The 18,315-nt window shown below is 62.1% G+C and carries 16 protein-coding genes; 4 read left to right on the top strand and 12 right to left on the bottom strand.

Going from position 1 to position 18,315, the window contains the following annotated elements:
• Nucleotides 1-9 precede the first annotated feature (9 nt).
• A complete protein-coding gene (locus tag AC4LFW_RS04040; protein ID WP_491817941.1) occupies nt 10-1,485 on the bottom strand; it encodes a DNA recombination protein RmuC in 1,476 nt (491 codons plus the stop codon).
• Between the two features lie 79 nt (nt 1,486-1,564).
• Nucleotides 1,565-1,918 carry a tetratricopeptide repeat protein gene (locus AC4LFW_RS04035; RefSeq protein WP_491820120.1) on the bottom strand — a complete coding sequence of 118 codons (354 nt, stop codon included), beginning with the start codon at nt 1,916-1,918 and terminating at the stop codon, nt 1,565-1,567.
• 560 nt (nt 1,919-2,478) lie between these two features.
• On the opposite strand from AC4LFW_RS04035, the gene AC4LFW_RS04030 reads away from it, so the two are divergent.
• The 3 genes from AC4LFW_RS04030 to AC4LFW_RS04020 all read left to right on the top strand — a co-directional run bounded on the left by AC4LFW_RS04030 (nt 2,479) and on the right by AC4LFW_RS04020 (nt 5,778).
• The gene (locus AC4LFW_RS04030; protein ID WP_491817940.1) at nt 2,479-5,052 is read left to right on the top strand and encodes an intermembrane phospholipid transport YdbH family protein; all 2,574 of its coding nucleotides are present in this window, start codon (nt 2,479-2,481) and stop codon (nt 5,050-5,052) included.
• A gap of 181 nt (nt 5,053-5,233) precedes the next feature.
• Nucleotides 5,234-5,425, top strand: coding sequence for a YnbE family lipoprotein (locus AC4LFW_RS04025; protein ID WP_491817939.1), 192 nt, complete (start codon nt 5,234-5,236; stop codon nt 5,423-5,425).
• 8 nt (nt 5,426-5,433) lie between these two features.
• A complete protein-coding gene (locus AC4LFW_RS04020) occupies nt 5,434-5,778 on the top strand; it encodes a YdbL family probable chaperone protein (protein WP_491817938.1) in 345 nt (114 codons plus the stop codon).
• 43 nt (nt 5,779-5,821) lie between these two features.
• Here AC4LFW_RS04020 and AC4LFW_RS04015 read toward each other — a convergent pair whose 3' ends face one another.
• From AC4LFW_RS04015 to AC4LFW_RS03980, 8 genes are all read right to left on the bottom strand, one after another.
• A complete protein-coding gene (locus tag AC4LFW_RS04015) occupies nt 5,822-7,048 on the bottom strand; it encodes a c-type cytochrome (protein ID WP_491817937.1) in 1,227 nt (408 codons plus the stop codon).
• Nucleotides 7,045-8,811 (bottom strand): GMC family oxidoreductase, encoded by a 1,767-nt coding sequence (locus tag AC4LFW_RS04010; RefSeq protein WP_491817936.1) that lies wholly within the window; start codon nt 8,809-8,811, stop codon nt 7,045-7,047. Before AC4LFW_RS04010 ends, AC4LFW_RS04015 begins: the two co-directional genes overlap by 4 nt.
• Nucleotides 8,808-9,563, bottom strand: coding sequence for a gluconate 2-dehydrogenase subunit 3 family protein (locus AC4LFW_RS04005; protein WP_491817935.1), 756 nt, complete (start codon nt 9,561-9,563; stop codon nt 8,808-8,810). Before AC4LFW_RS04005 ends, AC4LFW_RS04010 begins: the two co-directional genes overlap by 4 nt.
• Before the next feature lie 419 nt (nt 9,564-9,982).
• The gene (locus AC4LFW_RS04000) at nt 9,983-11,944 is read right to left on the bottom strand and encodes a PhoX family protein (RefSeq protein WP_491817934.1); all 1,962 of its coding nucleotides are present in this window, start codon (nt 11,942-11,944) and stop codon (nt 9,983-9,985) included.
• A gap of 313 nt (nt 11,945-12,257) precedes the next feature.
• On the bottom strand, nt 12,258-13,259 hold the full coding sequence (locus tag AC4LFW_RS03995) for a 2-hydroxyacid dehydrogenase (protein ID WP_491817933.1): 1,002 nt from the start codon (nt 13,257-13,259) through the stop codon (nt 12,258-12,260).
• A gap of 125 nt (nt 13,260-13,384) precedes the next feature.
• Complete coding sequence (locus tag AC4LFW_RS03990) at nt 13,385-13,804, bottom strand: hypothetical protein (protein WP_491817932.1); 420 nt, start codon at nt 13,802-13,804, stop codon at nt 13,385-13,387.
• 9 nt (nt 13,805-13,813) lie between these two features.
• A complete protein-coding gene (locus AC4LFW_RS03985) occupies nt 13,814-15,265 on the bottom strand; it encodes a GMC oxidoreductase (protein WP_491817931.1) in 1,452 nt (483 codons plus the stop codon).
• Nucleotides 15,266-15,462: 197 nt separating this feature from the next.
• The gene (locus AC4LFW_RS03980; protein ID WP_491817930.1) at nt 15,463-16,110 is read right to left on the bottom strand and encodes a hypothetical protein; all 648 of its coding nucleotides are present in this window, start codon (nt 16,108-16,110) and stop codon (nt 15,463-15,465) included.
• 173 nt (nt 16,111-16,283) lie between these two features.
• Here AC4LFW_RS03980 and AC4LFW_RS03975 point away from each other — a divergent pair, with 173 nt between their 5' ends.
• Nucleotides 16,284-16,553, top strand: a complete 270-nt coding sequence (locus AC4LFW_RS03975) for a hypothetical protein (RefSeq protein WP_491817929.1) — start codon at nt 16,284-16,286, stop codon at nt 16,551-16,553.
• Nucleotides 16,554-16,625: 72 nt separating this feature from the next.
• Here the strand turns inward: AC4LFW_RS03975 and AC4LFW_RS03970 are convergent, their stop codons facing one another.
• The gene (locus AC4LFW_RS03970; RefSeq protein WP_491817928.1) at nt 16,626-17,171 is read right to left on the bottom strand and encodes a Tll0287-like domain-containing protein; all 546 of its coding nucleotides are present in this window, start codon (nt 17,169-17,171) and stop codon (nt 16,626-16,628) included.
• Between the two features lie 170 nt (nt 17,172-17,341).
• Nucleotides 17,342-17,773 carry an OsmC family protein gene (locus AC4LFW_RS03965; protein WP_491817927.1) on the bottom strand — a complete coding sequence of 144 codons (432 nt, stop codon included), beginning with the start codon at nt 17,771-17,773 and terminating at the stop codon, nt 17,342-17,344.
• Nucleotides 17,774-18,315 lie beyond the last annotated feature (542 nt).

Genomic DNA, 18,315 nt, shown 5'->3' with positions numbered 1-18,315 from the left:
CCGCGCTGCCTATTCCTCGGCTTCCTCCAGCGGCGTCTCGGCGCCGGCACGCTCGAGCCAATCGGCCGGCAGCCGCTTGCTAGCGCGCGCGCCCAACAGCTTGAGCTGTTCAGCCCGCCCCACGAGGTTGCCGCGCCCGTCGGTAAGCTTGTTGCGTGCACCGACGAAGGCCTTGTCCAGCTGCTGCAGGCGCGTGCCTATCTCGTCAAGGTCCTGAATGAAGGCAGCGAACTTGTCGTAGAGCGCCCCCGCCCGTTCGGCGATCTCGCGGGCATTCTGGCTCTGTCGTTCCTGCCGCCAGAGACTGTCGATCACCCGCAGTGTGGCGAGCAGGGTAGTCGGGCTGACGATCACGATGTGCTTGCTGTACGCCTCCTGAAACAGCTCGGGATCGCCCTGCAAGGCCGCTGCGAAGGCGCCTTCGATGGGTACGAAGAGCAGCACGAAATCCAGGCTCTGCAATCCTTCGAGACGCTGGTAATCCTTGAGCGACAAGCCCTTGAGATGGTTGCGCAACGACAGGACATGCTGCTTGAGCGCCAGCGCGCGACTGGGTTCGTCTTCGGCGCAGGTCAGCGCCTGGTAGGCAGTGAGACTGACCTTGGCATCCACCACCACCTGCTTGTCGCCGGGCAGCTGAATCAGGACGTCCGGCTGGAAGCGTTCGCCGTCCGGGCTCCTGAGACTGACCTGGGTGTGGTATTCGCGCCCTTTCTCCAGCCCGGCATGTTCCAGAACGCGCTCGAGAATCAGCTCACCCCAGTTGCCCTGGGTCTTCTGCCCCTGCAGGGCGCGGGTCAGGTTGGTCGCCTCGTCACCCAGGCGCTGATTGAGCTGCTGCAGCCGCTCCAGTTCCCTGGCCAGGGAAAACCGCTCTCGCGCTTCGCTCTGGTAGCTCTCCTCGACGCGCTTTTCGAACGACTGGATGCGCTCCTTCAGAGGATCGAGCAGCTGCCCAAGACGCTCATGGCTGGCGTCGGCAAATCGCTGCTCGCGTTCCTCGAAAATCTTTCCTGCCAGTTCGGCAAACTGCGACCGCAATTCGTCCCGTGCGCCCTGGAGGTCGGCCAGGCGCTGCTCGTGGGTCTTCTGCTGTTCATTCAGCTCGGCGGTGAGCGCAGCATGTGCGGCACTCAGGGTGCGCAGCTCGGCTTGCTGCGCATCGCGCTCGGCCTGCAGATCATCGAGGGCTTCGCGGGTTTCCAGGCGTTGGACCTGCAGCCATTCGGACTCACGGCGCAAGACGGCAGCCTCGGCCTGCAGCGTCGCCCGGGATTCCTGCAGGTCGGCCAGATCCTGCCGACTGGTTTCCAGCTGGGCGCTCAGGCCTTCCTGGGCCATGGTCGCCTGGGTCAGTCGCTCGTCCAGTAGCGAAACCTCAGCCTGCTGCCGGGATAAGCGCCTTTGCAGCCCCACCGCGACAACAGACAGCATCAGGCAGAGGGCGCCGAGCCCGGCGGACAGATAGAGGGGATCGAAAGGCATTGGCGGCTCCGGCTGAATTGCCGGGCAGTATAGCCAGCATGACCCCGGAGGTCAGGCCGACCCGCCTGCGCTGCCGCCTCTAGCGAGAGGCAGGCAGTCGTGAAAGGAGACGCGAGGCTTCGGCCGAGCCCTGTGCGGCAGCCTGTTCCAGCCAGTGGCGAGCCTTGGACAACTCACGATGTTGCCCTTGGAAATACAGCTGACCCAGCTCCAGCTGGGCCTGGCGGTCACCGGCTCGTGCAGCCTGACGCAGCAACTCGAAACCGATTCGGCGGTCGCGCTGGCTGTCGCAGTCATGGCAGAGCAACCGTCCCAGGCGGCTCTGGGCAACAACCACACCTTCGAGTGCCGGCTGCTTGAGCATCCGCCCGGCGATACGTTTGACGCTCTTGGTCTGTCCTAGACGCTGGCTGTCCAGCAGCCACAACGCCATGCGCATCGGCAGGCGTGGAGAAGATGAAGTGCTCTCGAGCGAGTTCGAGGCAAGAGGACGCGTTCTCATGGTCACCGAATGGTTCGGGGGGACAAGGGCGCGCACTCTACTCCTTTTTTTCGAGAGTTAAAGACTTGCAAAAAGATCTGAAACGCGATCCGGATCACATTGTTTTTTAATCCACAGAAGCTGTGGATAACTCTGTGGGCAAACAGGTTACAGTTTTCCGCAGGCCTGATGAACAGTGGCCTGCGGTTAGATTGATGTTTTTTTCGCCACACCAAAAAGTCCTTATTTTTCAGGTACTTAATAATCGATCTATGGCTTGGCCTGGTTTGCGACAGTTTGTCATAAGCGCTTGACAAGCCTGTTTGGTGAATGTGCACAAGTTTGGCGCGAAGGCCCTGAAACCGGTCAATCCAGCGTAATACCGGGCCTTCACGGCCTTGTCAGGGAACTTTTCCATTCCGAGCCAGTCGTCGGCTGCGCCGAAGCGGGGCGCGTCGCAACACGGAGGCAACCGGCTTATGCTGTGCCGCCGTCCATCACGAGAAGGGCCAATGACAAAGCCGCGCATCATCGGGCTCTCGGCTGTGCTCCTGCTGTCCATCATTCTCTCTGCCGGATTCTATGGCGCGTATCGCTGGCAGCAGTTCAAGGATCAGCAGGGTATCGAAACCTTTGAAATCGACGGCCTGCAGCTATCTCTGCGCTCGTTGACCCTGCGACAACTTGTCCTGCGCCGTCGGTCGGAAGACGGCGAACGACTCGGAGTACGCATCGAGAACCTGGTGTTGTCCTTCGATAGCTGGCGGAAACTGCTGCCGGTCCGGTCCATCCATGTGCAACAGCTTGATGTTGAATGGAACCCCGGCAAACAGCCGAATGAAGCCGCCCTACCTGATGCTCCGGAGCTGCCCGGCCGCGAGGACATCGAAGCATGGGCGAACTGGCTGCCACGCGAGGGCAGCATCGCAGCATTCAATCTGAGCGTCCCCTGCGCCAAGGGCAGCTGCCATGAGCAGGGCCAGGCGCACTGGCGTCATTCAGGTGGCCAGGTGCTCCCTGCTGAATCAAGCGTGACTCTGGAACGGCAATCCCATCGCCTGGCCTTGCTGGTAAACGCCTACGAGCAAGCCGCGGATTCCCACGTGAATCTGCAGCTCAAGCTGGACGGCGAACAACGCATGACCCTGCAGAATCAGTTCAGGCAGAGAGGAGACCACACGCTCTGGCGCGGCACGCTGGCGATGAATGAACTGCCGGAAGCGCCCTGGCTGCTGGAATGGCTGGGCGACTGGCTGACCTATACGCCACCGGCGCTGCCTGTGCCCGAACAGATGCGCATTGGCGCCGGCTGGGCGCTGGAGGTCGACACCGACACCCTGTTCGAAGACTGGAAGCCACTAGACGGCGAGCTGCGGGTATCGGCGAATCTGCCTGCACCCTGGCCGGTGGTGGGCATCGGCGGGCTCCAGGGTCAGCTGGACCTGGGCGCGCAGGTCGAGCGAGGCGTCTGGCTGCCTTCCGAGCTGGCGGCGGATATCACCGTACAACCGATGGCCGAGCTGTTCTCGCAGCTGCCGGAGAGCCTTCGCCCTAGCGCCCTGAGCCTCAAGATCACACCGGCATCAGCTGGCGCATCGGAAGAGACGCTGCCCTTGGATGTGCAGCTGGCAGCCAGCGGCCCCTCGCCGCTCACCCTCGATACGCGCCTCATCGTGCAGAGGTCCGCGCCCTTCGCATTGACCTTCGAAGACGGCCGGCTGAGGGTCCGCAGCCAGACCCTCACGGGGCCTGACGTGGTATTGAAGGGGGTTGAAGCGGACCTGCATCTGGCCGGACGGCTCTCGCCAGACGCAGCAGCCATCCGCTTCGACAAGCACTCGGCGATCACGTCCAGCAACCTGAGCACCCCAGTGGACCTGACGGCCAACCATCTGCGCCTGGATCTGGCCGGGGTTGGCATCGACCTGAGCTTACTCGACGGAAAGCTTCAGGGTTATTCGGTCAATGGCAATCCCTCGGTCACAGCGGGCAGATTGCTTCATCCCGCACTGCGCCCCCAGGGCTGGCGCTGGAGCGGCACGCTCAAGGTCGAAGACCCCCGGGTCTCGCTCAACGGCCGGTTGAGAAACGATGCCGGCCTGGACACGCCGCTGGCGCTGACCCATGACCTGACGACAGATGCGACTCGTCTGAAGGCTACCCTGCCCGAAGTGTTCCTGCGCGCCGGGAACCCCCTGGCCGCGACCCTCGCCGACTGGCCGCAGGTGCTGGATCTGAATAACGGCCGTCTCGGGGGACAGGCGCAGCTCGATCTGCCGGCCAGCGGGCCTCTCGCCGCAACAGCCACGCTCAGCGCAAGAGGCCTCGGAGGCATCTACGACCGCATCGAATTGGATGGGCTGGATGCCGAGCTATCAGCCACCATGCAGGGAAATGGCTTGAAGGTGAAGGTATCCGAGCTGACCGTGCGGGAGGCCAACCCAGGCTTCACCTTTGGCCCGCTGCAGTTCCAGGGGGCCTACGCCGGTCCACTCGACAACCTCGCCCAGGGCCGCCTGGAGTGGAGTGTCGCTGAAGTGCGGCTGTTGGGTGGGCGGCTCTGGCTTGATCCGGGCAGAGCCGATCTGGCTGCCGGCACGCAACAGCTGACGGCGCGATTGCGCGGCTTGCAGCTGCCGTTACTGCTCGAGGCCTACCCCGCCGAAGGCCTCTCCGGCACGGGGGTGATTGATGGTGAAATGCAGGTTCAGCGCAGCGAGGCAGGGATCAGCATCGAACAGGGCTCATTGAAGGCCCGCGAACCGGGCGGCGCGTTGCAGTTCCGCTCGGCCAAGCTCCAGGCGCTGGGCCAGGCCAACCCGGCCATGCGCCTGGTGACCGAAGCGCTGGATGACTTCCACTATGACCTGCTCGCCAGCGACGTGCGCTACGCCGCCGACGGCACCCTCGACCTGGGCCTGAAGCTGCATGGGCGCAATCCGGCACTGGAAGGCGGTCGTCCGATCAACTTCTCGATCAATCTGGAAGAGGACATCCCCGCTCTGCTGACAAGCCTGCAGCTGTCCGACAGGGTGAGCGAAACCATTCAAAGGCGCGTGCAGGAACGTCTCGGATCGGATCGTTGAGAACGGACTAGTCAGGAAAAGTGACGGCGCGGATAGCCGATGAAGCGGATCGGGAAATCGAGCGATTTACGAGTGAAACGAGCAGTCACAGGCGTTTTTAACGCAGCGTTGCCAACGCAGGTAGTTTTTTAATGGCCTATTGAGGCAAGGTATCGCCACCCCCGACCAGGAGAGAACCGTCATGCGGTTGTGCCAACCCTTCAGTATTCTGGCCCTGGCCTTGCTCGCCAGCGCCTGTACCCCGCGCGTGGAACTGGCCGTCCCCAATGAGCCAATCAACATCAACCTCAATGTGAAAATCGAGCACGAGATCTATATCAAGGTCGACAAGCAGCTCGACTCGATCATCAACGAAGACAGCGGTCTGTTCTGAGGAGCCTTATGAATACCTATCTGAAACTCGGAACCCTGCTCTTGACGCTCTGCCTGGCTCTGCCTGCGGCTGCCATGACCCTCAACGAAGCCATGTCGGCACTTGGCCAGGCCAAGGCCAGCGGCCAGCTCGGCGAGAGGCCGGACGGCTATCTCGGTGTGGTACAGAGTGGCGGCCAGGCCGAGGAAATCGCCAGCCAGATCAACCAGGCACGGCGGGCCGAATACCATCGGCTGGCGCAGAAGAACGGCATCAGCGTCAGCGACGTTGAAGCCATCGCCGGCAAGAAGGCCATCGAAAAGACCCCGTCCGGCCAGATCATTCAGCTCAACGGCAGCTGGGTGAAAAAGTAGGCCAAACCCGAGAGACGGCGCACGCGCCGTCTCTACGCGTCTATCAGGGCTTCATCTCCTCACGCAATGCCTTGACCTCGTCGGCAGATACCGCCGCAGCCGCGTTGCCCCAGCTGTTGCGCACGTAGGTCAACACATCGGCGATGTGCTCGTCGGACATGTTCCAGGCGAACGATGGCATGGCGGGTGCGGTCGGCGCTGCATCGGTCCCAACCGCACGGCTGCCCGCCAGAACCACCCGAATCAACGAGGTCGCATCGCGGCTGTTTACCAGTGGTGCCTGGGCAAGCCGTGGGAACAGATGGGTGATGCCCTCGCCGTCCGGCGTGTGGCAGGCCGAGCATTGGTCTTCGTAGATCAGCGCGCCGGTGCGCATGGTCGCCGTATCAGCCGATAGCGCCTCGGGCGGTGGCTGTTCCCGGTCACCCAGGCTCTTGAGGTAAAGCGCGACGGCGGAAAGGTCCTCGTCCTTCCAGTGCTGGGTGGAATGTTCAACCGCCTCGGCCATGGGTCCGGAGGCCATATCGAAGCGATTGGCGCCGGTTTTCAGATAGCGGACGATTTCCGCCTCGCTCCAGCCGCCGATACCGGTATGGCTGTTTGCGGTGATGTCTGGGGCCATCCAGCTCTGCAGGGCACTGCCGGTGAGAAACTCATCATCCTTGTCGCCACCGATCAGGTTTTTCGGTGTGTGGCAGCTGCCGCAGTGGCCCAGGCCCTGCACCAGATATGCGCCCCGGTTCCACGCGGCAGAACGGTCAGGGTCTGGCCGATATTCGCCCTCCTCGAAAACCAGCCAGTTCCAGGCGATCAGGCTGGCGCGGATGTTGAACGGGAACGGCAACTGGTTGGTGTCGACCTCGTGGCGGACCGGGTCCAGCGAGTTCAGGTAGGCCCAGATCGCGCGGTTGTCCTCGCGGGTCACCTTGGTATAGGCGGTGTACGGCATGGCCGCGTAGAGACGCTTGCCCCCGCGTGCGTGGCCGTTGGACATGGTGTTCTGGAAATCCTCGAACGACCAGCGGCCGATGCCGGTGTCGGCATCGGGCGTGATATTGGCGCCCAGCACCTCCCCAAAGGGCGTATCGATCGCGACACCGCCGGCAAACGGGGGCTGACCCGGCAGCGTGTGGCAAGCGGTGCAGTCGCCCAGCGTGGCCAGGTAGCGGCCACGGGCGACCAGGTCATAGGAGTCGCTGCCATCGCCGGCTTGCGCCATGCCTGCCATGAGCCCGAGCATTCCAGCGCAGAGAGAGGAGATCATTTTCATATGGCGATCATCTCCCCTGGGTTTTTCAAGTACAGACGGCGGATGGCGTCGGCCGCCTTGAAGGCCAGCGCACCAACCGTTCCGGTCGGGTTGTAGCCCGGGTTTTGCGGAAAGGCGCTGGCGCCGACGACGAACAGGTTCGGCACGTCCCAGACCTGCAAATGCTTGTTGACCGAACTGGTGGTCGGGTCGGCCCCCATCACGAAACCGCCGACGACGTGGGACGACTGATAGGGACCGCTGTTCCAGTGGCCATCCTGGTAGGTCTTGACGATCTCCCTCGGGTTCATCGGTGCCGCAATCTCGGCCAACCGGTCGATGGAGAAGCGCGACATCCTGCGATCGTTCTCGGAGAAATCAAAGGTGATGCGCAGCAGCGGCCTGCCGTGCGGGTCGGTGTAGGTCGGGTCGAGCGAGAGGTAATTGGTACGGGTGGTGTAGCTGCTCGCTTCGCAACCAATGGACATGGTGCTGAGGTAGTTGTCGACGGTCGCCTGTTTCCACTTCGAGCCCCAGCGCGGCGTACCGGGCGGGACCGGCCGCGTGCCGATCGGCGACGCACCCACCGGAGTCACACGGATGCTGCCTCCGCCAAGAAAGCCCAGCCCCGAGTGATCGAAGTTGTCGTTGTTGAAGTCGTCGATGCCCATCCCGACGGCGCCCGCACCGATGAAGGGGTTGAAATTCTTGTTATCGAAGAACAGCTGCACGCTGTTGGCCGTCTGGTAGGCGTAGTTGCGCCCCGTGGTGCCGGTGTTGCTGACCGGATCATAGGGCTGGCCGACGCCGGACAGCAGCATCAGGCGGACGTTCTCGAAAGTGAAGGCGCTGACCACCACTAGGTCCGCGGGCTGCTCGTACTGATTGCCCGAAGTGTCGACATAGACGACGCCGGTGGCGCGTTTGCCGCTGGAGTCGAGGGTCACGCGCAGCACCTCAGCGTGGGTGACAGCTGTGAAGTTGGGTTTGCGCATCAAGGCTGGCAGCACATTGACTATGGCGCTGGCCTTGGAATAGTTGGCGCAGCCGAAGTTGGTACAGAACCCGCAGAAGGTACAGGGCCCCATGGTCACGCCGAGCTGATTGGTATAGGCCTGGGATGCCAGCGAGGACGGCACCGGAAACGCCTGGTAGCCCAGCTCGCGCACGGTTTCGGCAAACAGCGTCGGCCCGTAGGGCTGCTCCAGTGGAGGCAGCGGGTATTCGATCGAACGGCTGCCTTCGAAGGGATTGCCGCCCTCGAGGATCTCGCCGTTGAGGTTGCCCGCCCTGCCTGACGTACCGGCCAGCCGCTCGAAAGCCGTGTAATGCGGTTCCATCTCGGACCAGTCGGTGCCCCAGTCCTGCAAAACCAGCTCATCGGGGATGGCGTCGGCGCCATAGCGCTCGGTCAGGTGGCTCTTGAGGCGAAACTCCTCGGGCTGAAAGCGAAAAGTAATGCCGGCCCAGTGGTTACCCGCCCCGCCCACACCGTTGCCAGGATGGAACGAGCCCCACTCGCGCATTGGCAGGGCCGTCTGCGACGGGTTGTTACGTACCGTCACGGCGTTCTGCATCGGCCGCAGCATCAGTTCCTGACGGCGCAGGTAGCGCAATTCATCGGTCACCGAGGCAATGTTGAAATCACGTGTGGTATCGCGCCAGGGTCCGCGCTCCAGCGCGATCACTTCAAGTCCCTCGTCGGCCAGTTCGTTGGCGATGATCGACCCGGCCCAGCCCAGCCCGATAACCACGACATCTGTTGCGGGAAGCTTCTTGATCATTTCGTGGCCCTCGCATTCCAGGAGTCCCCACCGATGATCGACAGCGGCACCAGATCCAGCTTCTGGTTGTGCAATGTGATGTAGCGGCGATAGTCGTAACGCGCGCCGGGAAAGCCGACCATCTTCCAGGACACCATGTCGCGATTGCCGCCATAGATGGGATCGCCAAAGAACCCCTCCATGGTGTTGCCCAGCACCTGCTCGAAGAACAGTTTCGAGTCCATGCCTTCCAGCGGAACACCGCCCTTTTCCAGCTCGGCGAGCAACCCGTCCTGTTGCTCAGCAGTCAGGCCGCTGAACGATTGCTGATGACGCGACTGGCATAGCTTTTCCAGACCGGCCAGTCCCAGACGCATGCGCTCGCGCGGTGTGAACCGGGACTGGTCGCCCTGCTCCGGCGTGCCTTCCTGAAAGGGCGCGGCCATGTAGAGGCGACTGGCATCGCCGTAATTGCTGGCCAGCTGGCGATCCATGAAGACCACACAACCGGCCTCGCTGCCGCTGACACTCAGCCCGTCCGCCGGGATCAGACGATCGACGACGGCGGTCACCTCCCTGACCTCGTCCCCGGTGAAGAACCGCCACCCGGGGGAGTCGTAGTGCATCGGGCCGTTGTGGTCGAAGGGTTGCCAGGGCGGGATACCGGTCAGGGTAGTGGCCTTGGCGGAGGCAGCAGCACCAACGGCAAGACCGCTGACAGAGGAGAAGATCAACTGACGGCGAGTCAGGCCACGGTTGGGGTTGTCGTTCATGCGAGGTCCCTTGAAGTGATGCGCAGACCGAACTGGCCATACGCTCAACAGGCTTGACGGAACGAACGGCTCAATCGGGGTCAGCTTCTACCGACACGTGATGCCCATTCCTTCCGTCTGGGTATTCAACGGACTGCACTGGAAACATATTGTTTCATCTAAATTCCTGTTGGTTTTGATCGACCACCCTGTCTGATACGCGGTTTTCAGCCTCATTTTCTGCAGCAGCCGCCATCAGAACATGCCTGAGCGGGCCCGCCGTGGCAGCAGAAAAAAGGATGCGCAAGCAAGCGATATGCACGCCGAAGACGCGCAAAAGCGATGCCTCGAACGGAGGCCGTCACAGGGCTGGAGAAGATCACTTCGCAGTAGCTGGCGACGCTAACCCGTACCCTCACCAGCTCTCTCAACGGAACTCGTCAGGTCCCGATGACGCCGCCGTCGTCTTTCGTGATGAGCACCGTCGAGGCCCGCGGGCGGGTCTTGCCGTCGCTGGCCGGAAAGCTCAGCTCGGGGTGCTGGACGTTGATCCACATGGCGCGGTAGTCCGGGCTCCAGGTGATGCCGGTGATTTCGCAGCCGCGCGGGCCGACCAGGAAGCGTCGTACCTCGCGGGTGCGCGGGTCGGCGCAGAGCAACTGATTGGTGCCCATGGCCTGCATCGCCGCTTCCTCGTCGCCAAAGTCGGTCTCGATCCATAGCCGGCCAGCATTGTCGAAGGCCAGCCCATCGGGCGAGGAAAAGATGTCGCCGTTGATGGTGCCGGTGAGGTTGGCCGGTACTGGCTGGCCGTCTGCGCTCCTGGCTCCGGGCTGTTCGCCTGCCAGCAGGAAGACTTCCCAGGCAAAGGTGGTCGCGGTCGGATCGGCGCCCTCCTCGCTCCAGCGCAGGATCTGGCCGTGCAGGTTCACGGGACGGGGGTTGGCCTTGTCGGTGGGCCATTTAACGCCGCGGTTGTCGTTGTTGGTCAGGGTCACATAGACCTCGCGACTGCGCGGGTGCACGGCCACCCACTCTGGCCGGTCCATGGGTGTGGCCCCCACATGGTCACCGGCGGCGCGGGCATTGAGCAATACTTCGGCCTGATCCGCAAAGCCGTTCTCGGCAGTGAGACCGTTCTGCCCGTGGACCAGCGCCAGCCACTCGCCGCTGCCATCAGCATTGAAACGCGCCACGTAGAGGATGCCACTGTCCAGCAGCCGTCGATTGGCCTGATCGTCTCTCGCCACATAGCGGCCGTTGGGGACGAATTTGTAAACGTACTCGCCCTTGGTGTCGTCGCCCGAATAGAAGGCCATTCGGCCGTCTTCACCCAGCGAAAGCACCGAACATTCGCGGCAGTAGCGACCAAAGGCGGTGCGCTTGATCGGCTTGCTCTGCGGATCGAACGGATCGACCTCGACTACCCAGCCGAAGCGGTTCGGCTCGTGTACATGGCCGCCGTGCGGTTGCGTCGGGTCCGGGGTCGCATTGAAGCGCGGGTCGGCGGTTTCCCAGCCGTAGAGTTTGCTCAGGCCCTTGCCCTCGATGCCATAACGCTTGTGCGACACTCGCTTGGCCATGTCCTCGGCGTCATGGTTGACGAAGTAGTTGTGCCAGTTCTCCTCGCACACCAGATAGGTGCCCCAGGGCGTGAAGCCGCTCGAGCAGTTGTTCAGCGTGCCGATGATCTCCCGTCCGCTGGGGTCGGAAGCCGTCTTCAGCGCGTCGTTGCCGGCCAGCGGGCCGCTCACCGCCATGGGCGTCATGGCCGAGATGCGCCGGTTGTAACGCGACGGCATGACCCGCTGCCATTGCCCCTGCGCATCCTTTTTCACTTCGATGACGCTGACGCCATGGGCCGCCTGCTCCTTGCGCACCTCATCCAGCGGCCGCTTGCCATCGGTGAAGGTCATGCCGTTGGGATGCAGCGGCGGGTTCACGTACTCGTGGTTCATCACCAGCAGGGCATGGCTATCCGGATCTTCCGGAAAGGGAAAGAAGTGCATGCCGTCATGGTTGTCGCCCGCCTGCTTGAGCTGGGCCTGCCAGTCATCGGTGGCGTCCGGGTTCCATTCGGGCGCATCGGCCATGACGGCATCGCCCCAGGAAAAGAACGCCCGAGCGCTGTAGCCCGGTGCAACCTGCACGCTGTCGAACGCTGGGTCTAGCTGCGTCGGGATGCCCTTGAATCCAATCAGCGACTCGGATTGCACGGCGCTGCTACAAGCACCCAGGCTGCCCCCGAGAAAGCCCAGTGCGGCAAGACCCATCCCGCCCTTGAGCAGGTTGCGCCGGCTGCGATCGACCAGCTGCTCCAGCGAGGCGTTGGTGCTCGGGTTGATCGCCTGGTCGTCCAGGGCGGAAAGGTTGGCGTGAAAGCTCTGAAAATCCTGTTTCATCAATGACTCGTCAAGCAAATGGGTCTGGTCCGCATCACTGGATGCGGTAGTGAAAGGTGTTCTTGACCTCGGGAACGGTCACGGCGCGACCGTCGACGATCCGAGGTTGGTACGGATGTGTTTAACGGTCCTGAGTGACGGCAGGATGAACGACATCCATTGCCAGATAGGTCCGCTGCTCGCAGCTCTGCATGACGCAGCGGTCTGCGCTCACCGCCTAATCCTAGCCGTCTGGCTTCGTCAGACAGCGCAGCGCAGCCGACAACAATGCCGGTCATGCATCCGCTATGCGATTAGGCGCAGCCCGCATCCCTCACGCCAGCTTGTCGGCGGTAACCCGGTGCAGCGTGCCGCTGCCGTTCTCGAAGGCGCTGACGTTGGCCAGCGTCGTCTCGGCGATGTTGGTCAGGGCTTCGGTGGTGAAAAAGGCCTGGTGCCCGGTGATCAGCACGTTGTGGAAGGTGGTCAGGCGCATGAACAGGTCGTCGCTTATGACCCGCTGGGACAGGTCCTGGAAGAACAGGTTTTCCTCCTCCTCGTAAACATCCAGCCCCAGCCGGCCAATCCTGCCGCTCTTCAGACCATCGATCACCGCCTTGGTGTCGATGACCCGGCCGCGCCCTGTATTGATCAGCATCACGCCGGGCTTCATCTGCCCGATCGCCGCTGCATCGATCAGGTGGTCGGTTTCCGGGGTCAGCGGGCAATGCAGGGAAATGATGTCCGAATCGCCCAGCAGCCTTTCCAGCGGCACGTAGCTGAGGAAATCCTTGGCATCGGGGCTGGGAAAGGGGTCGCTGGCCAGCACCTTGCAACCGAAGCCGTGCATGATGTCTGCGAAGATCAGTCCGATCTTGCCGGTGCCGATGACCCCTACCGTCTTGCCATAGAGGTCGAACCCCAACAGGCCGTCGAGCGAAAAGTTACCCTCGCGGACCCGGTTGTAGGCGCGGTACGTCATTCTATTCAGGCTCAGCACAAGCGCCACGGCATGCTCGGCAACCGCGTGAGGCGAGTATGCGGGCACACGCGCAACCGTCATGCCCAGTCGCTGCGCCTCCGCCAGGTCGACGTTGTTGAAACCTGCCGAGCGCAGCGCGATGAGTTCGGTGCCGTTCGCCTTCAGTAGCTGCAGCACTTCGCTGTCGAGCCTATCGTTGACGAATGCACAGACGCCTGCAAAACCCGTAGCCAGGGAAGCCGTTTCCGCTGTCAGTCGGGCATCAATATAGGTGAGTTGGTGCTGGTGGGCGCGGTTGGCCTGTTCAAGAAAGGTACGGTCGTAGGGCTTGGTGCTGAATACCGCGATGCGCATGGCGTACCTCCTCATGATGTCTATTGGGCGACCGCCGGCCCGAGTCCACGCCTTCACGCGGGAAGGCTATGGCTACGAGCCGAGCGGCCGACAGGTTCATCACAGGTGGCCGTAGGCAGATGACCTCAAGCCAGCCCGTCGAACCGGGCATAGGGATTGCTGCAGGGCAACCGATAACCAATGAAGGAAACCCTGGGGTTGGCCTGGCCTTGCTGTCGCAGGAAATCGGTCGACATCATGAAATCCGTCAGCAGACGACGCTCGAATTCGTCGACCTTGGGGTCCGTATAGGCTGAGCCCATCCCCGTGTCTTCACGGATCCTGTACAAGCCCATCAGTGCTGTGAGTTTCTTTTGACCATAGTGTTCATGCATTGCATCGACAAACATGCGCTGTTGTTCGTCTTCCATCTGAAAGTCGCCAACCAGACGATGCAGCAGGTGCGGGATGAACACCTGGCGATCCTCATAGATCCAGGCGCCCGCGCTCACCGCCACCAGACCCAGCGTGGCAGCTGATGAGATCAACAATGTGCGACGTTTCATCGGCGTTCCTTAGCTAAACAGCAGATCAGCAGCGCGGATCGACAGCGCAGCGGCCGTCAGGCTGGGGTTGGCTGGCGAGCAGCTTGGGTAGGTCGCGGTGCCGACGACCACCAGGTTGCGCATCTGGTGATGCAGCATCCGGCTATCTACGACCGAGCCATCATCGATCCCGCCCATGCGCAAGGTGCCTTGCACGTGGGATTCGGTCAGTCGCCACTCGCGGAAGTGGATCGATTCCACCGGCAGCGGCGAAAGCAGCTTCTCCAGATTGTCCAGGCCGAACTGCACACCCTTCAGGCCGTAGTCGGACTCACCCTGGTAGTCGATGACGGCGTTGCCACTGGTTGGATCCAGCGTGATTCGGCTGTCGCGATTTGGCAGGTCCTCGCTGACCACCATCAGCGGCAGGAGCTGGTTCCAGCGCCCGAATTCGGGACGCAGCCCGTAGGGCCAGCGATTTTCGAAATAGACCAGGCAAGCCGAGTGGTCCTTGCGGAAATCACCGTCATACAGGGCGTAGTTGAGGCCCGTGGTGATGGTGCTGCCGTCGAAGTTGCCCAGACCGTCGAGGTACACCTCGACGTTTGCCCCAACCTGCTCATGCAGGCCCCGGCCGGTATCGCCGAAGTCGATACCCGAGCGCAGCAGGATGGCCGGACTCTGGATCGCATTGGCGCCCAGCACGAACAAGTCGCCGAAAACCTTGATCTCGACTCCCTCGGAGCTGACCGTTGCGCCCTTGATCGCGCTGCCCTCGTACTCGAGGGTCCGCACTTCAGCCTTAAGGCAGACATCGACCTTGGGATGGTTGAACAGGTGGGGCAGGCCGTTCTGTGCGGTGAACTTGGCGTTCATCGGACACAGGTTGCAGGTGGCATTGGCGCAGCAGACGCCGCGGGTGCCGGTGGCCACGCGAGCCCGGCCGGTAGGCATGATGAAGTGGTGATCGGGCATCGCCTCCTTCATCAGCATGTCGATCGACGACCCCTTGTGTGGCGGCTGCGGGAATGGCTGACTGCGGGGCAGCACGCGCGCCATGTCCGGGTCGCCGGCAATCGACATCACCTGTTCAGCCTGGCAGTAATAGGGCTCGAGTTCGTCGTAGCTCAGCGGCCAGTCGTGGCCCACGCCGTAGCGTGTGCGGGTCGCAAAGTCGCTGGGATGCAGGCGCGGCGTCTGGGAATACCAGCAATTCATGCCGCCACCCAGGGCGATGGTGGTGTTCCAGGGCTTCTCGCCGCGGTTGGCGTAAGTGGCTTCGGGCTTGATGAGCGAACTGCTCTGGTTCTGGATCTGCCAGTCCCAGGGATGGAAGTCGCCCCATTCGATGATCAGGGCGCGTCCCTTGATGTGCTTCAAGGCTTCGTTCAGAAAGAAACTGGAACCGAAACCCGATCCAATGACCACCAGCTCGTAATGTGTCCTGTCGATGTCCCTTGCGCTTACGCGGTTGATTTGCACGACCTCTTCCCTTCCTTCTGCAGCCTTGACCAAAGCCGGCTGCCTGATCACTCGTTCACGTCAGCAGTTGCTCCGCTGCGCAGCGCATACCTGGCCAAGCCTGGCGCACCGCACTGGCACGGCCAAACGACCAGTTGTACGTGACCCCCTTGCGGCTGTGTAGTTCCGTACCGGGCTGTTCCGTGCATCACCTGGGCTTAATCATTCAAGCCCTCGGCCAGCCAGGCACGCACCTGCCGGCGCTCCCTGCGAGAGAGCAATTGCCGGGTAAAGGACTCCTCCGGCACCAGGCGGCACTCCGGATCGGTGAGATCGCCCAGACGAAACCGTCGCAAGACGCCCAGCGGATGACGCTCCGGCCCATAGAACGCCACGGCGCGGATTTCCATGGTGTGAAACTGCCAGTCACCTACCGGCACATGACCGTCAAGCTCAATGCCGTGTAGCTCCGCGACTCGCCGCAACATGCCCTGAAACGTTCCGATATGGATGAATTCACTGCTGCGTAAGGGGCCCTGGTGCGTCGTCTGGTGAATGGCCAGGTCGGGTGAAACGTCATCCTCCATGCTCTGGCGAATATCCGTCACATCGACCTGCAGCGGCCCACGCGACGTCTCGATCGACACCACCAGCTGATTGATGAACATCGGCTCGGCACTCATATTGGAAATCAGGCAAAGCGAGCCCAGCCCCTTGCCGGCACCACGGTTGATGAGCAGGCTCGGCTGCCGCTGGCGCCTGAAGTTTCTCAGCAGCAGGTGGGCATAGAACATCCAGACCAGCAGCGTGCTGGCAGACAGGGCCAGCGAAATCAGCTGGTGATTGTTTTTAAGCCATTCGATCATTGGAAGCCTCGCGGTGTGGTCCGCTGCTGAGACAGCACAAAGGAGATGACGTGCCAGCCTGCGAACACCATCAGCCGGATCGGAGGACCTCGCGGAATCAACGGGGACCGAACAATCGAACTGGCATCGGGTCCAGATCAGAGAGACCCGACCGCAGCAATCGAGGACATCCGATGAACATCTCCGCCACCACAATGACGCTCATTGCCGCCCTGATAACAGGCACGGCGGCCCATGCGGCCTCCAGCGACACTCAGGACAACCGTCCGGACGAGCAGAACCAGCAAACCCAGCAGAACCAGAACGGTGAGGCCTCGGCACACGGCTACCAGAACCCGACCGGCGAAGATCCGCAGCCGCGCCTCACCGAAGAAACCATCGAAAACGCCCACGGAGATGTGGATATGGAAGACGAACAGGAAACCGACGCGGAACAGCAATAGCAGAGCCGGAAGTTGCAGGACTGGCCCACGCTACGGCTTCCCGCCTATGCCGGCACGCGCTTTCAACGGCGTCTATTGCATGGCACGTCTGAGCGTAAAGGCGCCGCGCAGCTCGCCCTCGTTGAAGCCGCGAGCTTGATCGTGGGGATAACGCTGGTCGATAAGAGCGGCCAGCTCGGGCTTGATTGAACTGCCATGGCACGCCAGGCAGGCCTGCGCGGTGGGGATCGCTTTCATCAACCGGAACTCACCGGCCACCACCTCAGCATGCATCATCGAGTTCAATGGCTCGCCGTTGGCGGCACGCTTAGCGAATTGTTGCAGCACCGAGCGCTCCCAGGCGTCGGGAGCGTTCTCCGGGTTGCGGACTTTCAACGCCGTACGGCCTGCGTGCCAGGGCGCCTGACTGTGTTCCGAGCTGATCTGGGGCGCCAGCTCCTGGCAGGCAAGGACGGCCTGTTGCGGCCCGCCGGTCTTTACCGCTGTCTTTACCGTCGTCATCAACTGTTGCTGAAATGGCGGGATGAGCGCCAACCCCTCCTTGATCAAGGGGTCGACAGGTTCTGCCTGGCCGGCGAGGCTCACCAACAGCAGACTTGTGGAAACTAGGTAGCGCACGAAACCTCCTCAGGCGGCACCTGGCCGCGGCTAGCCATGTAAAAACCCATCGGAACCAGGAAACGCCCAGCTCCGTGGCGCCCCGTTGCCCCGATCGAAATACCTCGTGCCAACCCTTCTGCAACGCACAAGCTGCGAAGGCGGCACGTCCATATAGGATGATGCAGCGCCTAGCCAGCCAGCTCGCTGTGCAACCGGGTGCCGTGAAGCAGGTTGTCCGCCAATGGGCAGCGACGCTCTACCTCCTCGAGAAACTCACGCTTCTGTTCATGGCTCAGGTCCGCATCGATATCCACTCGCAGGCGCACCTCCTCGAAGCCAGGCCGCACGCTGGCGTCCCGCCCCAGCAGGCCTGCCGGATCGTAGTCCGCCTCGATTTCGAAGCGCATGCCGCGCAACTCGATCTTGCGCTGATGGGCTAGAAATCGACCAATCGTGCCGAAGCAGCCACCCAGAGCGGCTAGTACCAGTTCCAGCGGACTTGGCCCTGTGTCGGTACCGAATGCTGCCCGCGGCTGGTCGATCAGAACCTGATGGCCACTACAGGCCATCTCAATCGCAAAGCCGTTACCCATACTGCCTTGAACGCTGATGGTCTTCATATGCTGTCCGTAACTTACAAAAATGCGCCTCGGGCCCCCTGGACTGAGGTTTACAACGCATCAGGCCGGACCGACAGCATCCAGGCCCACACGACCAACTTCCTGTTTCGTCCAGCTCAGTTTCATTGAAGATATTATCTATTTAGATATTATGTTTTCAACGACAATGTTTCCCCGAACCTGCAACTTATCGTCGCAGCCCTTGAAGCCTGTAAGCGGACTGAGTGGGAGCTTCGCGGCTGAAGCCACTCCTACGAGAGCTGATCTGCGTTTCTGCCAGGATTGTGGATGCGGCATCAGCTGCGAAGGGGGAGCTCCAATGAATCATTGGTGAAATGCCGCGCTGCTCAAGGCGGACTAGCTAGCTGGCCGCGAGCAGGTCGCCGCCATCGCCGGGACGATTCGAATATCACCGACATAAACGAAGCGAAAACAAGAAGCCCCGCTGCACGCAACGCGTGGCGGGGCTTCATGTCTTTCAAAAAGTGGCGGAGAGATAGTCCGCCAATTCCACTTCCATCAAGCGTAACCAACATCCAGCA

The sequence above is a fragment of the Stutzerimonas sp. C6.4V genome (assembly GCF_058536345.1).
The sequence above is the reverse complement of the archived record's forward strand: the minus strand, read 5'-3'. Positions and strand labels throughout refer to the sequence as shown.